This is a genomic window from Lysobacter helvus, assembly GCF_018406645.1.
GTDB classification, from domain to species: Bacteria; Pseudomonadota; Gammaproteobacteria; order Xanthomonadales; family Xanthomonadaceae; genus Noviluteimonas; species Noviluteimonas caseinilytica.
This window is the reverse complement of record NZ_AP024546.1, coordinates 501,755-526,261: the sequence shown is the minus strand read 5'-3', so window position 1 is coordinate 526,261 and position 24,507 is coordinate 501,755. Positions and strand designations below refer to the sequence as shown.

The window sequence follows — 24,507 nt, the reverse complement described above, 5'->3', positions numbered from 1 at the left end:
GCGGCATCCACCGCCGCGAGGCGGTTTCATTGCAACAAGAGTGAGTAAGCAATCATGGCAACCGAACACAAGATCTCGGCATCGAGCCGCAAGGACGAAGGCAAGGGTGCGAGCCGCCGCCTCCGTCGCGCAGCGTCGATCCCGGCCATCGTCTACGGCGGCAAGTCCGCCCCGCAGAGCATCCAGCTCGAGCACGAGAAGACCTGGCTCGCCAGCCAGAACGAGTGGTTCTACTCGTCCATCCTCGACCTCGACCTCGACGGCAAGGTGCAGAAGGTGCTGCTGCGTGACATGCAGCGCCATCCGTACAAGCAGATCATCATGCACCTGGACTTCCAGCGCGTTGACGAGAACCAGGCCATCCGCGTCTCGGTCCCGCTGCACTTCCTCAACGAAGAGAAGTCGCCCGCCGGCAAGGCCGCCGACGTCATCGTGCTGCACGAGCTCAACGACGTCGAAGTGACCTGCCTGCCGAAGGACCTGCCGGAGTTCATCGAAATCGACCTGTCCGCGCTGACGGTCGGCGACATCGTCCACCTGTCGGACCTCAAGCTGCCGAAGGGCGTCGAGCTCCCCGAGCTGAAGCTCGGCAAGGAACACGACGTGGCCATCGTCATCGCCAAGCACGGCACGGAAGACGTCGAAGAAGCGGTCGAAGCGCCTGCGGCCGAAGTGCCGGCGGCCAAGGTCGCCAAGAAGGACGAAGAGAAGAAGTAAGCCTTGCCTGGCTTGCGTCTCATCGTCGGTCTGGGCAATCCCGGACCCGAACACGCCCGGACCCGGCACAACGCCGGGTTCTGGTTCGTGGATGCGCTCGCCGAGAAACTCGGCGGGCGTTTCGGGCTGGAATCCAAGCTCTTCGGCGAGACGACGAAGGTGGAGATCGCGGGCCAGCCGGTGTGGCTGCTCAAGCCGGCCACCTTCATGAACCTCAGCGGCAAGTCGGTCACCGCCGCGTTGCGTTACTGGAAGATCGAGCCGGAAGAAGCGCTGCTCGCGCACGACGAACTGGACCTTGCGCCGGGCATCGCGCGCCTCAAGTTCGATGGCGGGCACGGCGGACAGAATGGCCTGCGCGACACGATGCGGCTGCTCGGCCACGGCCGGTTCCACCGGTTGCGGGTCGGCATCGGCCATCCCGGCCACAAGGACAAGGTCACGCCGTGGGTGCTGGGCAAGCCCGGGCGCGACGACGAAGCCAGCATCCTGCGCGCGATCGACGATGCGATGGACGTCATGCCGCTCGCGGTGTCGGGCGACATCAACGAGGCGACCAAGCGCCTCAACACGGCCAAGGCGTGATTGGCGATTGGTGATTGGTGATTCGGGCGCCCGAGTCACCAATCACGAATCACGAATCACGGATCCACCCCCATGGGCATCAAATGCGGCATCGTCGGCCTGCCCAACGTCGGCAAGTCGACCCTCTTCAACGCGCTGACCAAGGCGGGCATCGCGGCGGCCAACTTCCCGTTCTGCACGATCGAGCCCAACGTCGGCATCGTGCCCGTGCCGGATCCGCGCCTGAACGCGCTGAGCGACATCGTCAAGCCGCAGAAGGTGATCCCGACCGCGGTGGAATTCGTCGACATCGCGGGCCTGGTGGCCGGCGCGGCGAGCGGCGAGGGCCTGGGGAACAAGTTCCTGGCGCACATCCGCGAGGTCGATGCGATCACGCACGTGGTGCGCTGCTTCGAGAACGGGGACATCGTCCACGTGACGGGCAAGGTCGATCCGATCTCCGACATCGACACCATCGACACCGAACTGGCGCTGGCCGACCTGGATTCGGTCGAGAAGGCGCTCAACCGCGCCGAGCGCTCGGCCAAGACCGGGGACAAGGACGCCAAGATCCGCGCCGAGGTCCTGGGCCGCGTGCGCGCGGGCCTGGACGCCGGCAAGCCGGCGCGCGCGCTGGGCCTGTCCGACGACGACAAGGCCCAGGTCCGCGACCTGTTCCTGCTGACCCTCAAGCCGGTGATGTACGTGGCCAACGTGCTCGAGGACGGGTTCGAGAGCAACCACCACCTGGATGCCGTCCGCGCCCGCGCGGCGGGCGAGGGCGCCGAAGTGGTGCCGGTCTCGGCCGCCATCGAGGAAGAGCTCAGCCAGCTGGACGACGCCGACCGCGACACCTTCCTCCACGACCTGGGCCTGGACGAGCCGGGCCTGAACCGCGTGATCCGGGCCGCCTACAAGCTCCTGGGCCTGCAGACCTACTTCACCGCGGGCGTGAAGGAAGTCCGGGCCTGGACCGTGCGGGCCGGTTCCACCGCCCCGCAGGCCGCCGCGGTCATCCACACCGACTTCGAGAAGGGCTTCATCCGGGCCGAGACCATCGCGTACGACGACTTCCTGAAGTACCGCGGCGAATCCGGGGCCCGCGACGCCGGCCGCTTGCGCCTGGAAGGCAAGGAATACCGCGTGCAGGAAGGCGACGTCCTCCATTTCCGCTTCAACGTCTGAAGCCCCGCAAGAAAGATGTCAACGAATCGTTGACTTCCCGGCGTCGCGGCGCCAGAATTTCGGGCTCTTTTGGAGGGATACCCAAGCGGCCAACGGGGGCAGACTGTAAATCTGCTGGCTTACGCCTTCGGTGGTTCGAATCCACCTCCCTCCACCAGGATCGATTCAAGCCGGCGGCGTTACCAACCGACGGTGCAGGACCCAAGCAGTTTCACCGGTGCAAACCGGACGGCGCGGGAGTAGTTCAATGGTAGAACTTCAGCCTTCCAAGCTGATTGTGCGGGTTCGATTCCCGTCTCCCGCTCCATTGAACGTCGCGACGCAGATTGCTTGAAAGAAGTTCCGCTCACGTAGCTCAGTCGGTAGAGCACCTCCTTGGTAAGGAGGAGGTCGAAGGTTCGATTCCTTTCGTGAGCACCACATCAGCTGTAACCGCACCACCGAAACGCCAACCACTGCAACCCATCGAGAAGAGCCATGGCAAAGGGTAAGTTCGAGCGCACCAAGCCCCACGTGAACGTGGGCACGATCGGCCACGTCGACCACGGCAAGACGACGCTGACGGCGGCGTTGACGAAGGTGGGCGCGGAGCGTTTCGGCGGCGAGTTCAAGGCCTATGACGCGATTGACGCTGCGCCGGAAGAGAAGGCGCGCGGCATCACGATCTCGACGGCGCACGTGGAATACGAATCGGCCAACCGCCATTACGCGCACGTGGATTGCCCGGGACACGCGGACTACGTCAAGAACATGATCACGGGTGCGGCGCAGATGGACGGCGCGATCCTGGTGTGTTCGGCGGCCGACGGCCCGATGCCGCAGACGCGCGAGCACATCCTGCTGTCGCGCCAGGTGGGCGTGCCGTACATCGTGGTCTTCCTGAACAAGGCGGACATGGTGGACGACGCCGAGCTGCTGGAGCTCGTCGAGATGGAAGTGCGCGAGCTGCTGACCAAGTACGAATTCCCGGGCGACGACACCCCGATCATCAAGGGTTCGGCGCGCCTGGCGCTGGAAGGCGACCAGTCGGAGATCGGCGTGCCGTCGATCCTGAAGCTGGTGGACGCGCTGGACTCGTTCATCCCGCAGCCGGAGCGCGCGATCGACAAGCCGTTCCTGATGCCGGTGGAAGACGTGTTCTCGATCTCGGGCCGCGGCACGGTGGTGACGGGCCGCATCGAGCGCGGCGTGATCAAGGTGGGCGACGAAATCGAAATCGTCGGCATCCGTCCGACGCAGAAGACGATCGTCACGGGCGTGGAAATGTTCCGCAAGCTGCTGGACCAGGGCCAGGCGGGCGACAACGCGGGCCTGCTGCTGCGCGGCACCAAGCGTGACGACGTGGAGCGTGGCCAGGTGCTGGCCAAGCCGGGTTCGATCACCCCGCACACCACGTTCGAAGCCGAGGTGTACGTGCTGTCGAAGGACGAAGGCGGCCGCCACACGCCGTTCTTCAAGGGCTACCGCCCGCAGTTCTACTTCCGCACGACCGACATCACGGGCGCCGTGACCCTGCCGGAAGGCGTGGAAATGGTCATGCCGGGCGACAACATCAAGATGGTGGTCGAGCTGATCCACCCCATCGCGATGGACGACGGCCTGCGCTTCGCGATCCGCGAAGGCGGCCGCACGGTCGGCGCCGGCGTGGTGGCGAAGATCCTGAAGTAAGCAAACGACGGACCGTCGGCGCGGGCTTCCGCGCCGCCGGAACGGAATGAAAACGGCGTGGCGGCGCGAGCCGCCGTTGCCTTTTTCGGAAGAGACACAACTTGTACGCCAGTAGCTCAATTGGCAGAGCAGCGGTCTCCAAAACCGCAGGTTGGGGGTTCGAGTCCCTCCTGGCGTGCCACTTCGAACGCGGCCTCCGCGTGATCGGGAACGGATGAACAGCAAGGTCGAACAACCCAAGTCCGCCTCCTCGGGCGACATGATGATGATCGCGCTGGCGATCCTGATCGCCGCTGCGGGCGTGTTCGCCTTCTACTGGTTCCAGGACTGGCCGTCGTGGGCGCGCACGTTGTCGGTGATCGGCGGCCTGCTCGTCGGCGCCGGTGTGTTCATGTTGTCGGCGAAGGGCGCGCAGACGCGCGAATACCTCGCCGAGTCGCGGTTCGAATTGCGCAAGGTCGTCTGGCCGTCCCGCCAGGAAGCAGGTCGCGCCACGGGCCTGATCATCATCGCGGTGACCCTCATCAGCCTGCTCATCGCCGGCTTCGACGTGGTCATCCAGTGGGGCGTGAAAGCGCTCCTCGGCACCTGAGGCGGAAGATGGAAGAGAGCACCAACATCGACAAGCGCTGGTACGTGGTGCACGCCTATTCCGGCTTCGAGAAGTCGGTGGCGCAGGCGCTGCGCGACCGCATCACGCGCATGGAAATGCAGGACCGTTTCGGCGACGTGCTCGTGCCGACGGAAGAAGTCGTGGAAATGCGCTCCGGCCAGAAGCGCCGTTCCGAGCGCAAGTTCTTCCCGGGCTACGTGCTCGTGCAGATCGCCACGCATGACGAAGGCGGCATCCCGCGCATGGACAGCGAAAGCTGGCACCTGGTGAAGGAGACGCCGAAGGTGATGGGCTTCATCGGCGGCACCGCCGATCGTCCGCTTCCCATCAAGGACGAAGAGGCCGCGGCCATCCTCGACCGCGTGCAGGAAGGCGTCGAGAAGCCGAAGCCGAAGGTGTTGTTCGAAGCGGGCGAGATGGTGCGCGTCACCGATGGCCCGTTCAACGACTTCAACGGCGTCGTGGAAGAAGTCAATTACGAGAAGAGCCGCCTGCGCGTCGCAGTGCTGATCTTCGGCCGGTCCACCCCGGTGGAACTGGAATTCGGCCAGGTCGAGAAGGCCTGATCAAAGAGATTCGCTAGGGCGAGTGGTTCGCCCCGGCAGTAACGCGAGGAGCCGAGGTGCCGCAAGGCACGCAGGCGTCTGAACTCGCAGGAGCAAGCAAATGGCTAAGAAAGTCGTCGGTTACATCAAGCTGCAGGTCAAGGCCGGCCAGGCCAACCCGTCGCCGCCCGTGGGCCCCGCCCTCGGCCAGCGCGGCCTGAACATCATGGAATTCTGCAAGGCGTTCAATGCCGCCACGCAGAAGCTGGAACCGGGTCTCCCGATTCCGGTGGTCATCACCGCGTACTCGGACCGCACCTTCACCTTCATCACGAAGACGCCGCCGGCGTCGATCCTGCTGAAGAAGGCTGCGGGCATCCAGTCCGGTTCGAAGCGCCCGAACACCGAGAAGGTGGGCAAGGTCACGCGCAAGCAGGTCGAGGAAATCGCGAAGGCGAAGGAACCCGACCTGACGGCTGCCGACCTGGAAGCCGCGGTGCGCACGATTGCGGGCTCCGCCCGTTCCATGGGTCTGGTGGTGGAGGGCTAAGTCATGGCGATGAACAAGCGACAGAAAGCAATCAAGGCGGCCGTCGAGCCGGGCAAGGCTTACGCGATCGACGAAGCCCTGAAGATCCTCCAGAACGGCACGAAGGCGAAGTTCGTCGAAGCGATCGACGTCGCCGTCCGCCTGGGCGTGGACGCGAAGAAGTCCGACCAGCAGGTGCGCGGTTCCACCGTGCTGCCGGCCGGTACCGGCAAGTCGGTCCGCGTGGCGGTGTTCGCCCCGGCCGGCGCCAAGGCTGACGAAGCGCGCGCCGCGGGCGCCGAAGCCGTCGGCATGGACGACCTCGCCGAGGCCATGCAGGCCGGCGACCTCAACTACGACGTCGTCATCGCGACGCCGGATGCGATGCGCGTGGTCGGCAAGCTCGGCCAGGTGCTCGGTCCGCGCGGCCTGATGCCGAACCCGAAGGTCGGCACCGTTTCGCCGAACCCGGCCGAAGCCGTCAAGAACGCCAAGGCGGGCCAGGTGCGTTACCGCACCGACAAGGCCGGCATCATCCACTGCACGATCGGCAAGGCCTCCTTCGAAGCCGCTGCGCTGAAGGGCAACCTCACCGCGCTGCTGCTCGACCTGATCAAGGCCAAGCCGTCGACCGCGAAGGGCCAGTACCTGCAGAAGATCTCGCTCAGCTCGACCATGGGCCCGGGCGTGACGATCGACCAGTCGAGCCTGACGCTGAAGTAATGCGATACGCATCCGGGCGACCGGATGCGGCAACAACGTTTGAGGGCATCGCGCGGGCTTTACGCCTTCGCGACGCCGTCAAAGACCGCAGGTGCGGTCCGCGCGCAACGACGACGGGCAGGAAGCTCGGTACGGCATGGAGTCGTCGTCGGCGAAGGCGGGATCGTTTAATCCAGCTCGCAAGAGCCGGGCCTGCGCAGATGGTGCCGCCCCCTCTGGAAGTTTCCGGGAAGGGCCACCACCGGGACGCGCGAGCGTCCCCGGCGCCAGGACGGCGCCGCCCAAGGACCGCAAACGGCAGGAGCCGGGCGCGGAGTTCATTAGGAGGAGTGCAATGGCTCTCAATCTGTCCCAGAAGCAGGAAGTCGTCGCCGAACTGGCCGACGTGGCCGCGAAGGCCCACTCCCTGGTTGCAGCCGAGTACGCAGGCATCACCGTGTCGCAGATGACCGCGATGCGGAAGAAGGCCCGCGAATCCGGCGTGTACTTGAAAGTCGTCAAGAACACGCTGGCGTCGCGCGCCGTCGAAGGCACCGAGTTCGAAGTCGTCAAGGATTCGCTGACCGGGCCGCTGCTGTACGCGTTCTCGACCGAGGAACCCGGCGCTGCCGGTCGCCTCATCAAGGAGTTCGCCAAGGGTAACGACAAGCTCAAGGCCCGCGTCGTCGCATGGGAAGGCAAGCTGCTTCCCGCCGCGCACGTCGAGGTCCTGGCGTCGCTGCCGACGCGTGACCAGGCGTTGGCCATGCTGGCCCGCGTCCTCGCCGAACCCGCCGCGATGTTCGCCCGTGCCGTCAAGGCCGTGGCCGACAAGCAGGGCGGTGGCGAAGCGGTCCCCGCGGAGGCCCAGGCCGAGGCCTGAGTCCAGACAACCGGTTTCGTATCCAACAACTTTCAATATCCAGAGGTAATCACCATGTCCCTTTCCAACGAGCAGATCGTTGACGCCATCGCCGCCAAGTCGCTGATGGAAGTGATGGAGCTGGTCAAGGCCATCGAAGAGAAGTTCGGCGTTTCCGCCGCCGCCCCGGTCATGGCCGCTGCCGGCCCGGCCGCTGCTGCTGCCCCGGTCGAAGAGCAGACCGAGTTCACGGTCGTCCTGAAGGCCACCGGCGAGAAGAAGGTCGAAGTCATCAAGGCCGTCCGCGCCATCACCGGCCTCGGCCTGAAGGAAGCGAAGGACCTCGTCGAAGGCGCCCCGCAGACCGTCAAGGAAGCCGTGTCGAAGGAAGACTCCGAGAAGTTCAAGAAGGAACTCGAGGCCGCTGGCGCGACCGTCGAAGTCAAGTAATCGAAATTGCGTCGCCAGTGACATCGGCGACCACGAAGGCTGGGGACGAAAGTCCCCGGCCTTTGGCCGTTCCAAGGTAATCGTGTGTTGAACGCTTCAGCTTGACCGAAGCGATGCGTCACCCAAGAGACCGAGTTGACAGTCGGAAGTAGCGGGAGAAGGCGTGCTGGTGCCGGCAATACCAGCGACTTCCCACTGGCAATTTGACGTTCCCCCCGGCCCCGCCACCGTGCGCGGCCGCAGCTACGAGAGGCGACAGCCCCATGTCCATGACCACAGCGTCCACGACGAATTACTCGTTCACCGAGAAGAAGCGCATCCGCAAGGATTTCGGCAAGCGCCGTTCGATCCTCGAGGTGCCGTTCCTGCTCGCGATCCAGGTCGACTCCTACCGCGAGTTCCTCCAGGAGAAGGGCGATCCCTCCAAGCGCGACGACAAGGGCCTGCACGCCGCCCTGAAGTCGGTCTTCCCGATCACCAGCTACAGCGGCAACGCCGCGCTTGAATACGTCAACTACCGGCTCGACACGCCGATGTTCGACGAGCGCGAATGCCGCAACCGTGGCCTGTCCTACGGCGCGCCGCTGCGCGTGACCGTGCGCCTGGTGATCTACGACCGCGAATCGTCGGTCAAGGCCATCAAGTACGTGAAGGAGCAGGAGGTCTACATGGGCGAGATCCCGCTCATGACCGAGAACGGCACCTTCATCGTCAACGGCACCGAGCGCGTCATCGTCTCGCAGCTGCATCGTTCGCCGGGCGTGTTCTTCGACCACGACCGTGGCAAGACGCACAGCTCGGGCAAGCTGCTGTACTCCGCGCGCATCATTCCCTACCGCGGCTCGTGGCTCGACTTCGAGTTCGACCCCAAGGACGCGCTGTTCACCCGCATCGACCGCCGCCGCAAGCTGCCGGTCTCCGTGCTGCTGCGCGCGCTCGGCTACAACAACGAAGAAATGCTCCGCGCGTTCTTCGAGATCAACACGTTCCACATCGAACCCGAAGGCGTGCAGCTGGAGTTGGTGCCCGAGCGCCTGCGCGGCGAAACGCTGGAGTTCGACCTCGCCGACGGCGACCGCGTCATCGTCGAAGCCGGCAAGCGCATCACCGCGCGCCACGTCAAGCAGCTCGAGCAGTCCGGCATCGCCGCGCTGGCCGTGCCGGACGCGTACGTGGTCGGCCGCATCCTGGCGCACGACGTCGTCGACGCGAAGACCGGCGAACTGCTGGCCATCGCCAACGACGAGATCAACGAAGAGCACCTGGCGAAGTTCCGCAAGGCGGGCATCGATTCGGTCGGCACCATCTGGGTCAACGACCTGGACCGCGGCCCGTACCTGTCGAACACCCTGCGCATCGACGGCACCAAGACCAAGCTCGAAGCGCTGGTCGAGATCTACCGCATGATGCGTCCGGGCGAGCCGCCCACCAAGGACGCCGCGGAAAACCTCTTCCACAACCTGTTCTTCACCTTCGAGCGCTACGACGTCTCCGCCGTCGGCCGCATGAAGTTCAACCGCCGCATCGGTCGCAAGGAAGTGACGGGTCCGTCCGTCCTCTACGATCGCAAGTACTTCGGCGACTACAAGAACGGCAAGGACGAAGAAGCGCAGCGCCTCGTCTCGACGATGGGCGATACGTCCGACATCCTCGACGTGATCCGCGTGCTCACCGAGATCCGCAACGGCCGTGGCGTAGTGGACGACATCGACCACCTGGGCAACCGTCGCGTGCGTTCGGTCGGCGAAATGGCCGAGAACGTGTTCCGCGTGGGCCTGGTCCGCGTCGAGCGCGCGGTCAAGGAACGCCTGTCGATGGCCGAGTCCGAAGGCCTGACGCCGCAGGAACTGATCAACGCCAAGCCGGTGGCCGCCGCGATCAAGGAGTTCTTCGGCTCCTCGCAGCTCTCGCAGTTCATGGACCAGAACAACCCGCTGTCGGAAGTGACGCACAAGCGTCGCGTCTCCGCGCTGGGCCCGGGTGGCCTGACGCGCGAACGCGCGGGCTTCGAAGTGCGCGACGTGCATCCCACGCACTACGGTCGCGTGTGCACGATCGAAACGCCGGAAGGCCCGAACATCGGCCTGATCAACTCGCTCGCCGTGTTCGCGCGCACCAACCGCTACGGCTTCCTCGAGACGCCGTACCGCAAGGTCGTCAACGGCAAGGTGACCGACGACGTCGAGTTCCTCTCGGCGATCGAAGAGAACGAGTACGTCATCGCGCAGGCCAACGCGCCGACCGACGACAAGGGCACGATCACCTCGCAGTTCGTCGCGTGCCGTTACCAGGGTGAGTCGCTGCTCAAGCCGCCGAGCGAGATCCACTTCATGGACGTCTCGCCGATGCAGACCGTGTCGGTCGCGGCGGCCCTCGTGCCGTTCCTCGAGCACGACGACGCCAACCGCGCGCTGATGGGCGCGAACATGCAGCGCCAGGCCGTGCCGACGCTGAAGTCGCAGAAGCCGCTCGTGGGCACCGGCATCGAGCGGGCGGTTGCGCGCGACTCGGGCGTGACGGTGAACGCGCGCCGCGGTGGCCTGATCGAGCAGATCGACGCCGGCCGCATCGTGGTGAAGGTCAACGAGAACGAGATCGTCGGCGAGACCGATGCCGGCGTCGACATCTACACGCTGATCAAGTACACGCGCTCCAACCAGAACACCTGCATCAACCAGACCCCGCTCGTGAACGTGGGCGACCGCGTGGCCCGCGGCGACGTGCTGGCCGACGGTCCCTCGACCGACATCGGCGAGCTCGCGCTCGGCCAGAACATGCTGGTCGCGTTCATGCCGTGGAACGGCTACAACTTCGAAGACTCCATCCTGCTCTCCGAGCGCGTGGTGGAAGAGGATCGCTACACGACGATCCACATCGAAGAGCTGACCTGCGTCGCGCGCGACACGAAGCTGGGCCCGGAAGAAATCTCCGCCGACATCCCGAATGTCTCCGAGCAGGCGCTCAACCGCCTCGACGAGTCGGGCGTGGTGTACATCGGTGCGGAAGTCCGCGCCGGCGACATCATGGTCGGCAAGGTCACGCCGAAGGGCGAATCGCAGCTGACGCCGGAAGAGAAGCTCCTCCGCGCGATCTTCGGCGAGAAGGCTTCGGACGTGAAGGACAGCTCGCTCCGCGTTCCGCCGGGCATGGACGGCACCGTCATCGACGTGCAGGTCTTCACCCGCGACGGCATCGAGAAGGACAAGCGCGCGCGCCAGATCGAGGAATCCGAGATCCGTCGCGTCAAGAAGGACTTCGACGACCAGTTCCGCATCCTCGAGGGCGCCATCTACGCGCGCCTGCGTTCGCAGCTCCTGGGCAAGGTCGCCAACGGCGGCCCCAACCTGAAGAAGGGCGACGTGATCAGCGCGGAATACATGGACAGCCTGAAGAAGGCCGAGTGGTTCCAGCTGCGCATGAAGGACGATGACGCCAACGACGCCATCGAACGCGCGTCGAAGCAGATCGATGCGCACGAGAAGGAATTCGAGCGTCGCTTCGCCGACAAGCGCGGCAAGATCACCCAGGGCGACGACCTCGCCCCGGGCGTGCTCAAGATGGTGAAGGTGTTCCTCGCGGTGAAGCGCCGCATCCAGCCGGGCGACAAGATGGCCGGCCGCCACGGCAACAAGGGTGTGGTGTCGACGATCGTCCCGGTCGAAGACATGCCGTACTCCGCCGATGGCCAGACCGTCGACATCGTGCTCAACCCGCTGGGCGTGCCGAGCCGAATGAACATCGGCCAGATCCTCGAGACGCACCTGGGCTGGGCCGCCAAGGGCCTGGGCCAGAAGATCGACCGCATGCTCAAGGCACAGGCGGCGATCGCGGACCTGCGCACGTTCCTGGACCAGATCTACAACCACGACAACGAAGTCAACGGCCAGCGCGTGGATCTCACGCAGTTCACCGACGCGGAACTCCTGCGCCTGGCGAACAACCTGACCGACGGCGTGCCGATGGCCACGCCGGTGTTCGACGGCGCGGCCGAGACCGAGATCAAGCGCATGCTCGAACTCGCCGACCTGCCGCTGAGCGGCCAGACGATGCTGCACGACGGCCGCACGGGCGAAGCGTTCGAGCGTCCGGTCACCATCGGCTACATGCACATGCTGAAGCTCAACCACCTGGTCGACGACAAGATGCACGCGCGTTCGACCGGTCCGTACTCGCTCGTCACCCAGCAGCCGCTGGGCGGCAAGGCGCAGTTCGGCGGCCAGCGCTTCGGCGAAATGGAAGTCTGGGCGCTGGAAGCCTACGGCGCGGCCTACACCCTGCAGGAAATGCTGACGGTGAAGTCCGACGACGTGCAGGGCCGCAACCAGATGTACAAGAACATCGTCGACGGCGAACACGAGATGGTCGCGGGGATGCCGGAGTCCTTCAATGTGTTGGTGAAGGAGATCCGCTCCCTCGCCATCAACATGGAACTCGAAGAAACCCGCTAAGCCGCCGCCGCCGATCAGGAGACACCCATGAAAGACTTGCTCAATCTGTTCAACCAGCAGCGGCCCATGCCCGACTTCGACGCGATCAAGATCGCGTTGGCGTCGCCGGACCTCATCCGCTCGTGGTCCTACGGCGAAGTGAAGAAGCCGGAGACCATCAACTACCGCACGTTCAAGCCGGAACGCGATGGCCTGTTCTGCGCCGCGATCTTCGGTCCGATCAAGGACTACGAGTGCCTGTGCGGCAAGTACAAGCGCATGAAGCACCGCGGCGTGGTCTGCGAGAAGTGCGGCACGGAAGTGACGCTGGCCAAGGTGCGCCGCGAGCGCATGGGCCACATCGACCTGGCCTCGCCCGTCGCGCACATCTGGTTCCTGAAGTCGCTCCCGTCGCGCATCGGTTTGATGCTCGACATGACGCTGCGCGACATCGAACGCATCCTGTACTTCGAAGCGTACGTCGTGACCGAGCCGGGCCTGACCCCGCTCGAGCGCGGCAACCTGCTGACCGAAGAACAGTTCATGCAGGCGCGCCAGGAACACGGCGATGACTTCGACGCCGCGATGGGCGCCGAGGCCGTGTACGAGCTGCTGCGCACGATCGACCTGCAGTCGGAGATGCTCCGCCTGAAGGAAGAGATCGCCGCGACCAACTCCGAGACCAAGCTCAAGCGCCTCACCAAGCGCATCAAGCTGATCGAGGCGTTCCTCGACTCCGGCAACCGCCCGGAGTGGATGGTCATGACCGTGCTGCCGGTGCTGCCGCCGGACCTGCGTCCGCTGGTGCCGCTGGATGGCGGCCGCTTCGCGACGTCGGACCTCAACGACCTGTACCGCCGCGTCATCAACCGCAACAATCGCCTCAAGCGCCTGCTCGAGCTCAATGCGCCGGACATCATCGTGCGCAACGAGAAGCGCATGCTGCAGGAGTCGGTCGACGCCCTGATGGACAACGGCCGTCGCGGCCGCGCCATCACCGGTACCAACAAGCGCCCGCTCAAGTCGCTCGCCGACATGATCAAGGGCAAGCAGGGTCGCTTCCGCCAGAACCTGCTCGGCAAGCGCGTCGACTACTCGGGCCGTTCGGTCATCGTGGTCGGCCCGACGCTGCGCCTGCACGAGTGCGGCCTGCCGAAGAAGATGGCGCTGGAGCTCTTCAAGCCCTTCATCTTTGCCAAGCTGCAGCGCCGTGGCCTCGCCACGACGATCAAGGCCGCCAAGAAGCTGGTCGAGCGCGAAGAAGCGGAAGTGTGGGACATCCTCGAGGAAGTGATCCGCGAGCACCCGGTCCTGCTCAACCGCGCGCCGACGCTGCACCGCTTGGGCATCCAGGCGTTCGAGCCGGTGCTGATCGAAGGCAAGGCGATCCAGCTGCATCCGCTGGTCTGCACCGCGTTCAACGCCGACTTCGACGGCGACCAGATGGCCGTGCACGTCCCGCTGTCGCTGGAAGCGCAGCTGGAAGCGCGCGCGCTGATGATGGCGTCGAACAACATCCTGTCGCCCGCCAACGGCGAGCCGATCATCGTGCCGTCGCAGGACGTCGTGCTCGGCCTGTACTACATGACCCGCGCCCTCGAGAACAAGAAGGGTGAAGGCATGGCGTTCGCGAACGTCGCCGAGGTCAAGCGCGCGTACGACAACCGCGTCGTCGAGATCCACGCCAAGGTCAAGGTGCGCATCACGGAAACCGTGGTCGCCGAAGACGGCTCGCGCTCGAAGAAGACCTCGATCGTCGACACGACGGTCGGTCGTTCGCTGCTGCAGGAAATCCTGCCGGAAGGCCTGCCGTACCAGCTGGCCAACACCGAGCTGACGAAGAAGAACATCTCGCGCCTGATCAACTCCTGCTACCGCATGCTCGGCCTGAAGGACACGGTCGTGTTCGCCGACAAGCTGATGTACACCGGCTTCGCGTACGCCACGCGCGCCGGCGTTTCGATCGGCATCGACGACATGATCATCCCGGGCGAGAAGAAGGGCATCCTGGACGAGGCGGAAGCCGAGGTCCTGGAAATCCAGCAGCAGTACCAGTCGGGCCTGGTCACCGCGGGCGAGCGCTACAACAAGGTCGTCGACATCTGGTCGCGCACGAACGAGCGCGTGGCCAAGGCGATGATGGACGCGATCGGCACCGACACCGTGCTCAACGCCAAGGGCGAGCGCGTTCCGCAGAAGTCCATGAACTCGATCTACATCATGGCCGACTCCGGTGCGCGTGGTTCGCAGGCGCAGATCCGCCAGCTGGCCGGCATGCGTGGCCTGATGGCCAAGCCGGACGGCTCGATCATCGAGACGCCGATCACCGCGAACTTCCGCGAAGGCCTCAACGTCCTCCAGTACTTCATCTCGACCCACGGCGCCCGAAAGGGTCTCGCGGATACCGCGCTGAAGACGGCGAACTCGGGTTACCTGACCCGTCGCCTCGTGGACGTCGCGCAGGACGTGGTCATCACCGAGACCGATTGCGGCACGTTCGACGGCCTCACCATGACGCCGATCGTCGAAGGCGGCGATGTCGTCGAGCCGCTGCGCGACCGCGTGCTGGGCCGCATCGTGGCCGAAGACGTGTTCCTGCCGGGCAACGACGAAGATCCCTTCGTCGAGCGCAACACGCTGCTCGACGAGGCGTGGGTGCAGAAGATCGAGGACGCCAGCGTCCAGTCGATCAAGGTGCGCTCCACGATCACCTGCCAGAGCCCGTTCGGCGTGTGCTCGCATTGCTACGGTCGCGACCTGGGCCGCGGCCACCTGGTCAACCACGGCGAAGCGGTCGGCGTCGTCGCCGCGCAGTCGATCGGCGAGCCGGGCACGCAGCTCACCATGCGTACGTTCCACATCGGTGGTGCGGCGTCGCGTGCGGCGGCGATCGACAACGTGACGGTCAAGACGACCGGTACGGTGAAGTTCAACAACCTCAAGCACGTCGACCACGCTGCCGGTCACCTCGTCGCGGTCTCGCGTTCGGGTGAACTGTCGGTGCTCGACCTGCACGGCCGCGAGCGCGAGCGCTACAAGCTCCCGTACGGCGCCACCGTGCTGGTCAAGGACGGCGCGAGCATCAAGGCCGGCCAGACCGTGGCCAGCTGGGATCCGCATAACCACCCGATCGTGTCGGAAGTGGCCGGTTTCATGCGCTTCATCGACTTCATCGACGGCGTCACCGTCATCGAGAAGACCGACGAGCTCACCGGCTTGGCGTCGCGCGAAATCACCGATCCGAAGCGTCGGGGCACGCAGGGCAAGGACCTCCGCCCGATCGTGCGCATCGTCGACAAGAACGGCAAGGACCTCTCCATCCCGGGCACCGACCTGCCGGCGCAGTACCTGCTGCCGCCGCGCTCGATCGTGAACCTGCAGGACGGCGCGCCGGTCGGCGTGGGCGACGTGGTCGCCAAGATCCCGCAGGAAGCGTCGAAGACCCGCGACATCACCGGTGGTCTGCCGCGCGTGGCCGACCTGTTCGAAGCGCGCAAGCCGAAGGATCCGGCGGTCCTCGCCGAGGTCTCGGGCATCGTCAGCTTCGGCAAGGACACCAAGGGCAAGCAGCGCCTGATCATCAAGCAGGCCGACGGCAGCGAGCACGAAGAGCTGATCCCGAAGTACCGCCAGATCATCGTGTTCGAAGGCGAGCACGTGGAGAAGGGCGAGACCGTGGTGGACGGCGAACCGAGCCCGCAGGACATCCTGCGCCTGCTCGGCGTGGAGCCGCTGGCGGTCTACCTGACCAAGGAAATCCAGGACGTCTACCGCCTGCAGGGCGTCAAGATCAACGACAAGCACATCGAAGTGATCGTCCGCCAGATGCTGCGCAAGGTCGAAGTGCTCGACGCCGGGGACACCAAGTTCCTGCACGGCGAGCAGGTCGAGCGCCAGCGCATGATCGAAGCGAACGCCGCGGCGGTTGCGAAGAACGAGATCCCGTCCAAGTACGACCCGGTGCTGCTGGGCATCACCAAGGCCTCGCTGGCCACCGAGTCGTTCATCTCGGCGGCTTCGTTCCAGGAGACCACCCGCGTGCTGACCGAGGCTGCCGTCCGCGGCACCCGCGACGGCCTGCGCGGCCTGAAGGAAAACGTGATCGTGGGTCGTTTGATCCCCGCGGGCACGGGCCTGGCCTACCACAGCGCACGCCGCCGCAACGCCTCGGGCCTCACCGAGTCGGAGATGGAGGCACTGTCGGGTTCGGTCGTCACCGAATCGGCGCCGGAAGCGGCGGTCGATGCGGGCGAGGAGTCCGGCAACAGCTAAACTGTTCGGCGCGACGGCCCACGGGCCGTCCCAGACCACGAAATGAGGCGCAGGGAGCGCCTCGTCTTCGGCCCAGGACGGGCGGGAACCATGAAGGGCAGGGCGGCCTCGCGAATTCGGCCGCCCCGCCGCTTCTCAATACCTGGCTCGCGTTGACGCATTTCGTCGGCGCGGGCTATACTTTTCCGTCTAAGCAGGCCGGATCCGGCCTGCTTCGTTTTCACGCTGGACCGCAGGTCCGCCCAAAAGAGTCCCTCGATGGCAACGATCAACCAGCTGGTGCGCAAGCCGCGCAGCCCGGAAACCTACAAGAGCACTTCGCCTGCCCTGGCGAACTGCCCGCAGCGCCGTGGCGTCTGCACCCGCGTCTACACGACCACCCCGAAGAAGCCGAACTCGGCCCTCCGCAAGGTCGCGAAGGTGCGCCTCACCAACGGTTACGAGGTCATCTCGTACATCGGCGGCGAAGGCCACAACCTGCAGGAACACTCGGTGGTCCTGATCCGCGGCGGTCGCGTCAAGGACCTCCCGGGCGTCCGCTACCACACCGTGCGTGGTTCGCTCGACGCCGCCGGCGTCACCAAGCGTCGCCAGAGCCGCTCCAAGTACGGCGCCAAGCGCCCGAAGTCCTGATCCAGGGGATATAGAACATGTCGCGTAAAGGTTCCACTCCGCAGCGCACCGTCCTGCCCGACCCGAAGCACGGGAGCGAGACGATCGCCCGCTTCATCAACATGGTCATGCAGAGCGGCAAGAAGTCGGTCGCCGAAAAGATCGTGTACGGCGCGATGGACGTCATCACCGAGAAGAACGCCAACGCCATCGAACTCGTCGAGAAGGCGCTGGGCAACGTGTCTCCGTCGGTCGAGGTGAAGTCCCGTCGCGTCGGCGGTGCCACGTACCAGGTTCCCGTCGAAGTCCGCTCGTCGCGCCGCATGGCGCTGGCGATGCGCTGGCTGATCGAATCCGCCCGCAAGCGCGGCGAGAACAGCATGCCGCGCAAGCTCGCCGGCGAGCTGCTCGACGCCTCCGAGAACCGCGGCGGCGCGATCAAGAAGCGCGAAGAAACGCACCGCATGGCGGAAGCGAACAAGGCGTTCGCGCACTACCGCTGGTAAGACCTGCGAACCCGCGCTGACGCCGGGTTCGCCGCGGCCCTGATGCCGCACTCGCCCGAGCCGCCGCAAGGCGGCTTCGGCCTTCCGGACATTGCGTCCGACCTAAGATCAAACGAGAGACAGCCGTGGCTCGCACCACTCCCATCGAGCGTTACCGCAATTTCGGCATCATGGCGCACATCGACGCCGGCAAGACCACGACGACCGAACGCATCCTGTTCTACACCGGCGTCAACCACAAGATCGGCGAAGTGCACGAAGGTGCCGCGACGATGGACTGGATGGAGCAGGAGCAGGAGCGCGGCATCACGATCACGTCGGCCGCGACGACCGCGTTCTGGAAGGGCATGGACATGTCCCTGCCGGAATACCGCTTCAACATCATCGACACCCCCGGGCACGTCGACTTCACGATCGAAGTCGAGCGTTCGCTGCGCGTGCTCGACGGCGCGGTGTTCGTGCTGTGCGCGGTCGGTGGCGTGCAGCCGCAGTCCGAGACCGTGTGGCGCCAGGCCAACAAGTACAACGTGCCGCGCCTTGCGTTCGTCAACAAGATGGACCGCACCGGCGCCAACTTCTCGAAGGTCGTCGAACAGCTGAAGTCGCGCCTGGGTGCCTACCCGGTGCCGCTGCAGGTGCCGATCGGCGCCGAGGAAGGCTTCGAAGGCGTGATCGACCTCATCAAGATGAAGTCGATCGTGTGGGACATGGAATCCAAGGGCACCAAGTTCGAGTACGCCGACATCCCGGCGCACCTGCTCGACGAGTGCACGACCGCGCGCGCGTTCATGGTCGAGGCCGCCGCCGAGGCGTCCGAAGAGCTGATGGACAAGTACCTCAACGACGGCGAGCTTTCGGAAGAAGAGATCATCTTCGGCATCCGCGAGCGCACGCTGAAGTGCGAGATCATCCCGGCGCTGTGCGGCACCGCGTTCAAGAACAAGGGCGTGCAGGCGATGCTCGACGCGGTCATCCGCTTCCTGCCGTCGCCGACCGATCGCCCGCCGGTCGCCGGCATCGACGAAAACGACAAGGAAGACAGCCGCAAGGCGCTGGATTCCGAGCCGTTCTCCGCGCTCGCCTTCAAGATCATGACCGACCCGTTCGTGGGTTCGCTCACGTTCTTCCGCGTCTATTCCGGCACGCTCAACTCCGGCGACCAGGTGTACAACCCGGTCAAGTCGAAGAAGGAACGCGTGGGCCGCATCCTGCAGATGCACGCCAACAACCGTGACGAGATCAAGGAAGTGCGCGCGGGCGACATCGCCGCGGCCGTCGGCCTGAAGGACGTCACCACCGGCGACACGCTGTGCGCGCAGGACCACGTGATCACGCTCGAGCGCATGATCTTCCCGGAGCCCGTCATTTCGATGGCGGTCGAGCCGAAGACCAAGTCCGATCAGGAAAAGATGGGCCTGGCGCTGGGTCGCCTCGCGCAGGAAGATCCGTCGTTCCGCGTGCGCACGGATGAAGAATCCGGCCAGACGATCATCTCGGGCATGGGCGAGCTCCACCTGGAAATCCTGGTGGACCGCATGAAGCGCGAGTTCAACGTCGAAGCCAACGTCGGCAAGCCGCAGGTCGCGTATCGCGAAACGATCCGCAAGGCGGTCAAGGCCGAAGGCAAGTTCGTGCGCCAGTCGGGCGGCAAGGGTCAGTTCGGCCACGTGTGGCTGGAGATCTCGCCGAACGAGCAGGGCAAGGGCTACGAGTTCGAGAACGGCATCGTCGGCGGCGTGATTCCGAAGGAATACATCCCGGCGGTCGACAAGGGCATCCAGGAAGCGGTGGCGAACGGCCTGATGGCCGGCTTCCCGATCGTGGACGTCAAGGTCAAGCTCGTCGACGGTTCGTACCACGAGGTCGACTCGTCCGAAATGGCGTTCAAGATCGCGGGTTCGATGGGCTTCAAGGAAGGCTTCCACAAGGCCTCCCCGGTGCTGCTCGAGCCGATGATGAAGGTCGAGATCGTCACGCCCGAGGATTACCTCGGCGACGTGATGGGCGACGTCAGCCGCCGCCGCGGCATCCTGCAGGGCCAGGACGACAGCCCGTCGGGCAAGATCATCAACGCGATGATCCCGCTGGGCGAAATGTTCGGCTACGCGACGACGCTGCGATCGATGTCGCAGGGCCGCGCGACCTTCACGATGGAATTCGACCACTACGCCGAGGCGCCGAACAACATCGCCGAAGCCGTGATCAAGAAGTCCTGACCTACAAACACTTAAAGCATTTCGAGGGAAGCAGCCATGGCAAAGGGTAAGTTCGAGCGCACCAAGCCCCACGTGAACGTGGGCACGATCGGCCACGTCGACCACGGCAAGACGACGCTGACGGCGGCGTTGACGAAGGTGGGCGCAGAGCGTTTCGGCGGCGAGTTCAAGGCCTATGACGCGATTGACGCGGCGCCGGAAGAGAAGGCGCGCGGCATCACGATCTCGACGGCGCACGTGGAATACGAATCGGCCAACCGCCATTACGCGCACGTGGATTGCCCGGGACACGCGGACTACGTCAAGAACATGATCACGGGTGCGGCGCAGATGGACGGCGCGATCCTGGTGTGTTCGGCGGCCGACGGCCCGATGCCGCAGACGCGCGAGCACATCCTGCTGTCGCGCCAGGTGGGCGTGCCGTACATCGTGGTCTTCCTGAACAAGGCGGACATGGTGGACGACGCCGAGCTGCTGGAGCTCGTCGAGATGGAAGTGCGCGAGCTGCTGACCAAGTACGAATTCCCGGGCGACGACACCCCGATCATCAAGGGTTCGGCGCGCCTGGCGCTGGAAGGCGACCAGTCGGAGATCGGCGTGCCGTCGATCCTGAAGCTGGTGGACGCGCTGGACTCGTTCATCCCGCAGCCGGAGCGCGCGATCGACAAGCCGTTCCTGATGCCGGTGGAAGACGTGTTCTCGATCTCGGGCCGCGGCACGGTGGTGACGGGCCGCATCGAGCGCGGCGTGATCAAGGTGGGCGACGAAATCGAAATCGTCGGCATCCGTCCGACGCAGAAGACGATCGTCACGGGCGTGGAAATGTTCCGCAAGCTGCTGGACCAGGGCCAGGCGGGCGACAACGCGGGCCTGCTGCTGCGCGGCACCAAGCGTGACGACGTGGAGCGTGGCCAGGTGCTGGCCAAGCCGGGTTCGATCACCCCGCACACCACGTTCGAAGCCGAGGTGTACGTGCTGTCGAAGGACGAAGGCGGCCGCCACACGCCGTTCTTCAAGGGCTACCGCCCGCAGTTCTACTTCCGCACGACCGACATCACGGGCGCCGTGACCCTGCCGGAAGGCGTGGAAATGGTCATGCCGGGCGACAACATCAAGATGGTGGTCGAGCTGATCCACCCCATCGCGATGGACGACGGCCTGCGCTTCGCGATCCGCGAAGGCGGCCGCACGGTCGGCGCCGGCGTGGTGGCGAAGATCCTGAAGTAATGCATCCGGGTCCCCGCGAAAGCGGGGGTCCAGGTGAAAAAGGTGTGTTTTTCCGGGGAAATGGGTTGCCATTCCCCCGGGAGCCCCCTAGAATGCACGGCTCTCGCGGCCTGACCCATGCGGACAGGCCCCCGGGACCAGCAACAAACCAGCGAAATGACGGACAGGACGTCCTTCGTATTCGCCAGACACGGATTTGTCGCGCGGCAGTCCTCCGCCCGTTCCGAAGTTCTTCGGAGCACTCATGGCGGAGTCGCTTGCGCGTTCACGAATTCTGTCGGGCGGCCGGGTAACCGGGCCGCCCTGATTTTTGCTCCACGTTCCACCGCTTCACCTGTTCCAGGGCCGGCACACCCAGAGGCCGACCCTTCGCTCTTTTCACTGAGGAATACCCGTCATGGCGGACCAGAAGATCCGGATTCGGCTGAAGGCTTTCGATCATCGCCTGATCGACCGCTCGGCCAGCGAGATCGTCGAGACGGCCAAGCGGACCGGCGCGCAAGTGCGCGGCCCGATCCCGCTGCCGACCAAGCTCGAGCGTTTCACGATTCTTACCTCGCCGCATGCCGACAAGGATGCGCGTGACCAATACGAAACCCGCACGCACAAGCGCGTGCTGGACATCGTCGACCCGAACGACAAGACCGTGGACGCGCTGATGAAGCTCGAGCTCGCGGCCGGCGTCGACGTCCAGATCAAGCTGACCTGAGGCCCCCACCATGACCGCGAAGAAATATTCGTTGGGCATCGTCGGCCGCAAGGCCGGCATGAGCCGCGTGTTCACCGAAGATGGCAAGTCCATCCCGGTGACCCTGATCGAAGCCACCCCGAACCGCATCACCCAGGTGAAGACGGTCGAGACCGACGGCTACAGCGCCGTGCAGGTCACCGTCGGCGTCAAGCGCGCCGCCCTGATCAACAAGCCGGAAGCCGGTCACCTCGCCAAGGCGAAGGTCGAAGCCGGTCGCGGCCTGTGGGAACTGCGCGTGCAGGACGACAAGATCGCCGACTTCCAGGTCGGCGGTGAAATCCGCGCCGACATCTTTGAAGTCGGCCAGGTCGTCGACGTCCAGGGCATCACCAAGGGCAAGGGCTTCCAGGGCACGATCAAGCGCTGGAACTTCACCATGGGCGACGCGACGCACGGTAACTCGCTGTCGCACCGCTCGCCGGGTTCGATCGGCCAGCGCCAGACGCCGGGCCGCGTGTTCCCGGGCAAGAAGATGTCGGGCCACATGGGTGCCGAAACGCAGACGACGCAGAACCTGCGCGTGGTCAAGGTCGACGCCGAGCGCGGCCTGATCGCCGTGCGCGGTGCCGTGCCGGGTGCGCCGGGCGGCGACGTCATCGTGCGTCCGACGAGCAAGGGAGTCTGACGATGGAACTGTCCATCACCAATAGTGCGAACAAGCTGTCCGTTTCGGACGCCGTGTTCGGTCGTGAATTCAGCGAAGACCTCGTCCACCAGGTCGTCGTTGCCTACCGCAACGCAGGTCGCGCCGGCACCAAGGCGCAGAAGACGCGTTCGGAAGTCAACGGCACGACCAAGAAGTCGAAGAAGCAGAAGGGCGGCGGTGCGCGTCATGGCGCGCTGACGGCTCCGATCTTCGTCGGCGGCGGCGTGACGTTCGCGGCCAAGCCGCGCAGCTTCGCGCAGAAGGTCAACCGCAAGATGTACCGCGCGGCGATCTCGGCGATCCTGTCCGAGCTCAACCGCCAGGGCCGCATCAAGGTCGTCGAGTCGTTCGATGTCGACGGTCCGAAGACGAAGGGCCTCATCGCGAAGCTCGCCGGCCTGGAAGTGGGCCGCCGTCCGCTGATCGTGACCGAGGAAGCGAACGAGTCGCTGTACTTGTCCGCGCGCAACCTGCCGTACGTCGAAGTGCGCGACGTGCAGGGCCTCGACCCGGTGGCCCTCGTGGGCGCCGACACGGTCATCGTCACCGCCGATGCGGTCAAGAAGATCGAGGAGTGGCTGGCATGAACAACATCAAGCCGACCTTCAGCAATTTGTATGACGTGATCCGTGCGCCGCGGGTGTCCGAAAAGACCGCCCGCCTGCAGGAAGTGTCGAACCAGTACGTCTTCGAGATCGCCAAGACCGCCACCAAGGCGGACGTCAAGGCGGCGATCGAGCAGATCTTTTCGGTGACGGTCGAAGCGGTGAACGTGGTGAACGTGAAGGGCAAGAACAAGGCCTTCAAGTTCCGCCAGGGCAAGCGCGGCGACTGGCGCAAGGCGTACGTGAAGCTGGCCGATGGCCAGTCGATCGACGTGATGATGGCCAAGGCCTGAGGACAGACCCAATGGCACTGATGACTTTCAAGCCCACCTCGCCCGGCCGCCGTTCCGCGGTCCGCGTCGTGACGCCGGATCTCCACAAGGGTGCGCCGTTCGCGGCCCTCGTCGAGAAGAAGGCGAAGACCGGTGGTCGTAACCACCACGGTCGCATCACCACCCGCCACATCGGCGGTGGTCACAAGCAGAACTACCGCATCATCGACTTCAAGCGCGACAAGGAAGGCATTCCGGCGCGCGTGGAGCGGATCGAATACGATCCCAACCGCACCGCGCACATCGCGCTGCTGTGCTACGTCGATGGCGAGCGCCGCTACATCATCGCCCCCAAGGGCCTGAAGAGCGGCGACCAGGTGATCGCGGGCCGTGACGCCCCGATCAAGGTCGGCAACACGCTGCCCCTGCGCAACATCCCCGTCGGCTCCACGGTGCATTGCATCGAGATGAAGCCGGGCAAGGGTGCGCAGCTGGCGCGTGCCGCCGGTGCCGGCGTGCAGCTGATCGCCCGCGAATCCGGTTACGCCACCCTGCGCCTTCGCTCCGGCGAAATGCGCAAGGTGCCGGCCGAGTGCCGCGCGACGGTCGGCGAAGTCGGCAACGTCGAGCACAACCTCGAAAAGCTGGGCAAGGCAGGTGCGAAGCGCTGGCGCGGCGTCAAGCCGACCGTCCGCGGCGCCGCCATGAACCCGGTCGACCACCCGCACGGTGGTGGCGAGGCGAAGGCAGGCCAGGGCAACCCGCATCCGGTCACGCCGTGGGGCGTGCCGACCAAGGGTTACAAGACGCGCAAGAACAAGCGCACCACGCAATTCATCGTGCGCGATCGCAGGGGTTAATCGGCCATGGCACGTTCACTGAAGAAAGGTCCGTTCGTCGACCACCACCTGATCAAGAAGGTGGAGGCTGCGGCCAACAACAAGAAGCCGATCAAGACCTGGTCGCGTCGCTCGATGGTCATGCCGGAAATGGTCGGCTTCACCATCGCCGTCCACAACGGCAAGAACCATATTCCCGTGCTCGTCAACGAGAACATGGTCGGCCACAAGCTCGGCGAATTCGCGCTCACCCGGACCTTCAAGGGTCACGGTGGCGACAAGAAGTCGGGCAAGTAAGG

Annotated in this window: 22 protein-coding genes and 4 tRNA genes; all 26 read left to right on the top strand. The window is 65.2% G+C overall.

Features of this window, described 5'->3' with window-relative positions; translation table 11 throughout:
* Nucleotides 1-54: 54 nt before the first annotated feature.
* Nucleotides 55-717 (top strand): 50S ribosomal protein L25/general stress protein Ctc, encoded by a 663-nt coding sequence (locus LYSHEL_RS02675; RefSeq protein ID WP_213435488.1) that lies wholly within the window; start codon nt 55-57, stop codon nt 715-717.
* 3 nt (nt 718-720) lie between these two features.
* Nucleotides 721-1,302: an aminoacyl-tRNA hydrolase gene (gene pth, locus LYSHEL_RS02670; RefSeq protein WP_213435487.1), complete on the top strand. Its 582-nt coding sequence runs from the start codon at nt 721-723 to the stop codon at nt 1,300-1,302.
* 72 nt (nt 1,303-1,374) lie between these two features.
* Complete coding sequence (gene ychF, locus LYSHEL_RS02665; RefSeq protein WP_213435486.1) at nt 1,375-2,466, top strand: redox-regulated ATPase YchF; 1,092 nt, start codon at nt 1,375-1,377, stop codon at nt 2,464-2,466.
* Nucleotides 2,467-2,537: 71 nt separating this feature from the next.
* A tRNA-Tyr gene (locus LYSHEL_RS02660) sits at nt 2,538-2,623 on the top strand.
* Nucleotides 2,624-2,699: 76 nt separating this feature from the next.
* Nucleotides 2,700-2,773 (top strand) — tRNA-Gly (locus LYSHEL_RS02655).
* A 37-nt stretch (nt 2,774-2,810) separates the two neighbouring features.
* Nucleotides 2,811-2,886, top strand: a tRNA-Thr gene (locus tag LYSHEL_RS02650).
* Between the two features lie 57 nt (nt 2,887-2,943).
* Nucleotides 2,944-4,134 (top strand): elongation factor Tu, encoded by a 1,191-nt coding sequence (tuf, locus tag LYSHEL_RS02645; protein ID WP_213435476.1) that lies wholly within the window; start codon nt 2,944-2,946, stop codon nt 4,132-4,134.
* Nucleotides 4,135-4,239: 105 nt separating this feature from the next.
* Nucleotides 4,240-4,315: transfer RNA gene (locus LYSHEL_RS02640), tRNA-Trp, on the top strand.
* 33 nt (nt 4,316-4,348) lie between these two features.
* Nucleotides 4,349-4,726, top strand: coding sequence for a preprotein translocase subunit SecE (secE, locus tag LYSHEL_RS02635; protein WP_213435485.1), 378 nt, complete (start codon nt 4,349-4,351; stop codon nt 4,724-4,726).
* Between the two features lie 8 nt (nt 4,727-4,734).
* A complete protein-coding gene (gene nusG / locus LYSHEL_RS02630) occupies nt 4,735-5,313 on the top strand; it encodes a transcription termination/antitermination protein NusG (protein ID WP_213435484.1) in 579 nt (192 codons plus the stop codon).
* Nucleotides 5,314-5,413: 100 nt separating this feature from the next.
* Nucleotides 5,414-5,842, top strand: coding sequence for a 50S ribosomal protein L11 (rplK, locus tag LYSHEL_RS02625; protein ID WP_036167791.1), 429 nt, complete (start codon nt 5,414-5,416; stop codon nt 5,840-5,842).
* A gap of 3 nt (nt 5,843-5,845) precedes the next feature.
* On the top strand, nt 5,846-6,544 hold the full coding sequence (gene rplA / locus LYSHEL_RS02620; RefSeq protein WP_213435483.1) for a 50S ribosomal protein L1: 699 nt from the start codon (nt 5,846-5,848) through the stop codon (nt 6,542-6,544).
* Between the two features lie 334 nt (nt 6,545-6,878).
* Nucleotides 6,879-7,406 carry a 50S ribosomal protein L10 gene (gene rplJ, locus LYSHEL_RS02615; protein ID WP_213435482.1) on the top strand — a complete coding sequence of 176 codons (528 nt, stop codon included), beginning with the start codon at nt 6,879-6,881 and terminating at the stop codon, nt 7,404-7,406.
* A 54-nt stretch (nt 7,407-7,460) separates the two neighbouring features.
* Nucleotides 7,461-7,835 carry a 50S ribosomal protein L7/L12 gene (rplL, locus tag LYSHEL_RS02610; protein WP_213435481.1) on the top strand — a complete coding sequence of 125 codons (375 nt, stop codon included), beginning with the start codon at nt 7,461-7,463 and terminating at the stop codon, nt 7,833-7,835.
* 269 nt (nt 7,836-8,104) lie between these two features.
* Nucleotides 8,105-12,283 carry a DNA-directed RNA polymerase subunit beta gene (gene rpoB, locus LYSHEL_RS02605; protein WP_213437522.1) on the top strand — a complete coding sequence of 1,393 codons (4,179 nt, stop codon included), beginning with the start codon at nt 8,105-8,107 and terminating at the stop codon, nt 12,281-12,283.
* Nucleotides 12,284-12,310: 27 nt separating this feature from the next.
* Nucleotides 12,311-16,534 (top strand): DNA-directed RNA polymerase subunit beta', encoded by a 4,224-nt coding sequence (rpoC, locus tag LYSHEL_RS02600; RefSeq protein WP_213435480.1) that lies wholly within the window; start codon nt 12,311-12,313, stop codon nt 16,532-16,534.
* A gap of 258 nt (nt 16,535-16,792) precedes the next feature.
* The gene (gene rpsL, locus LYSHEL_RS02595) at nt 16,793-17,167 is read left to right on the top strand and encodes a 30S ribosomal protein S12 (protein WP_213435479.1); all 375 of its coding nucleotides are present in this window, start codon (nt 16,793-16,795) and stop codon (nt 17,165-17,167) included.
* A 17-nt stretch (nt 17,168-17,184) separates the two neighbouring features.
* Nucleotides 17,185-17,652 (top strand): 30S ribosomal protein S7, encoded by a 468-nt coding sequence (gene rpsG, locus LYSHEL_RS02590; protein WP_213435478.1) that lies wholly within the window; start codon nt 17,185-17,187, stop codon nt 17,650-17,652.
* A 125-nt stretch (nt 17,653-17,777) separates the two neighbouring features.
* Nucleotides 17,778-19,868, top strand: a complete 2,091-nt coding sequence (gene fusA / locus LYSHEL_RS02585; RefSeq protein WP_213435477.1) for an elongation factor G — start codon at nt 17,778-17,780, stop codon at nt 19,866-19,868.
* Between the two features lie 36 nt (nt 19,869-19,904).
* Nucleotides 19,905-21,095: an elongation factor Tu gene (gene tuf, locus LYSHEL_RS02580; protein ID WP_213435476.1), complete on the top strand. Its 1,191-nt coding sequence runs from the start codon at nt 19,905-19,907 to the stop codon at nt 21,093-21,095.
* Nucleotides 21,096-21,492: 397 nt separating this feature from the next.
* Nucleotides 21,493-21,804: a 30S ribosomal protein S10 gene (gene rpsJ / locus LYSHEL_RS02575; protein ID WP_156641283.1), complete on the top strand. Its 312-nt coding sequence runs from the start codon at nt 21,493-21,495 to the stop codon at nt 21,802-21,804.
* A gap of 10 nt (nt 21,805-21,814) precedes the next feature.
* Complete coding sequence (rplC, locus tag LYSHEL_RS02570) at nt 21,815-22,471, top strand: 50S ribosomal protein L3 (protein ID WP_213435475.1); 657 nt, start codon at nt 21,815-21,817, stop codon at nt 22,469-22,471.
* A 2-nt stretch (nt 22,472-22,473) separates the two neighbouring features.
* Nucleotides 22,474-23,079 carry a 50S ribosomal protein L4 gene (gene rplD / locus LYSHEL_RS02565; RefSeq protein ID WP_213435474.1) on the top strand — a complete coding sequence of 202 codons (606 nt, stop codon included), beginning with the start codon at nt 22,474-22,476 and terminating at the stop codon, nt 23,077-23,079.
* Nucleotides 23,076-23,390: a 50S ribosomal protein L23 gene (gene rplW / locus LYSHEL_RS02560; protein WP_213435473.1), complete on the top strand. Its 315-nt coding sequence runs from the start codon at nt 23,076-23,078 to the stop codon at nt 23,388-23,390. Before rplD ends, rplW begins: the two co-directional genes overlap by 4 nt.
* Before the next feature lie 11 nt (nt 23,391-23,401).
* On the top strand, nt 23,402-24,229 hold the full coding sequence (gene rplB / locus LYSHEL_RS02555) for a 50S ribosomal protein L2 (protein WP_213435472.1): 828 nt from the start codon (nt 23,402-23,404) through the stop codon (nt 24,227-24,229).
* 6 nt (nt 24,230-24,235) lie between these two features.
* Nucleotides 24,236-24,505, top strand: a complete 270-nt coding sequence (rpsS, locus tag LYSHEL_RS02550) for a 30S ribosomal protein S19 (RefSeq protein ID WP_213435471.1) — start codon at nt 24,236-24,238, stop codon at nt 24,503-24,505.
* Nucleotides 24,506-24,507 lie beyond the last annotated feature (2 nt).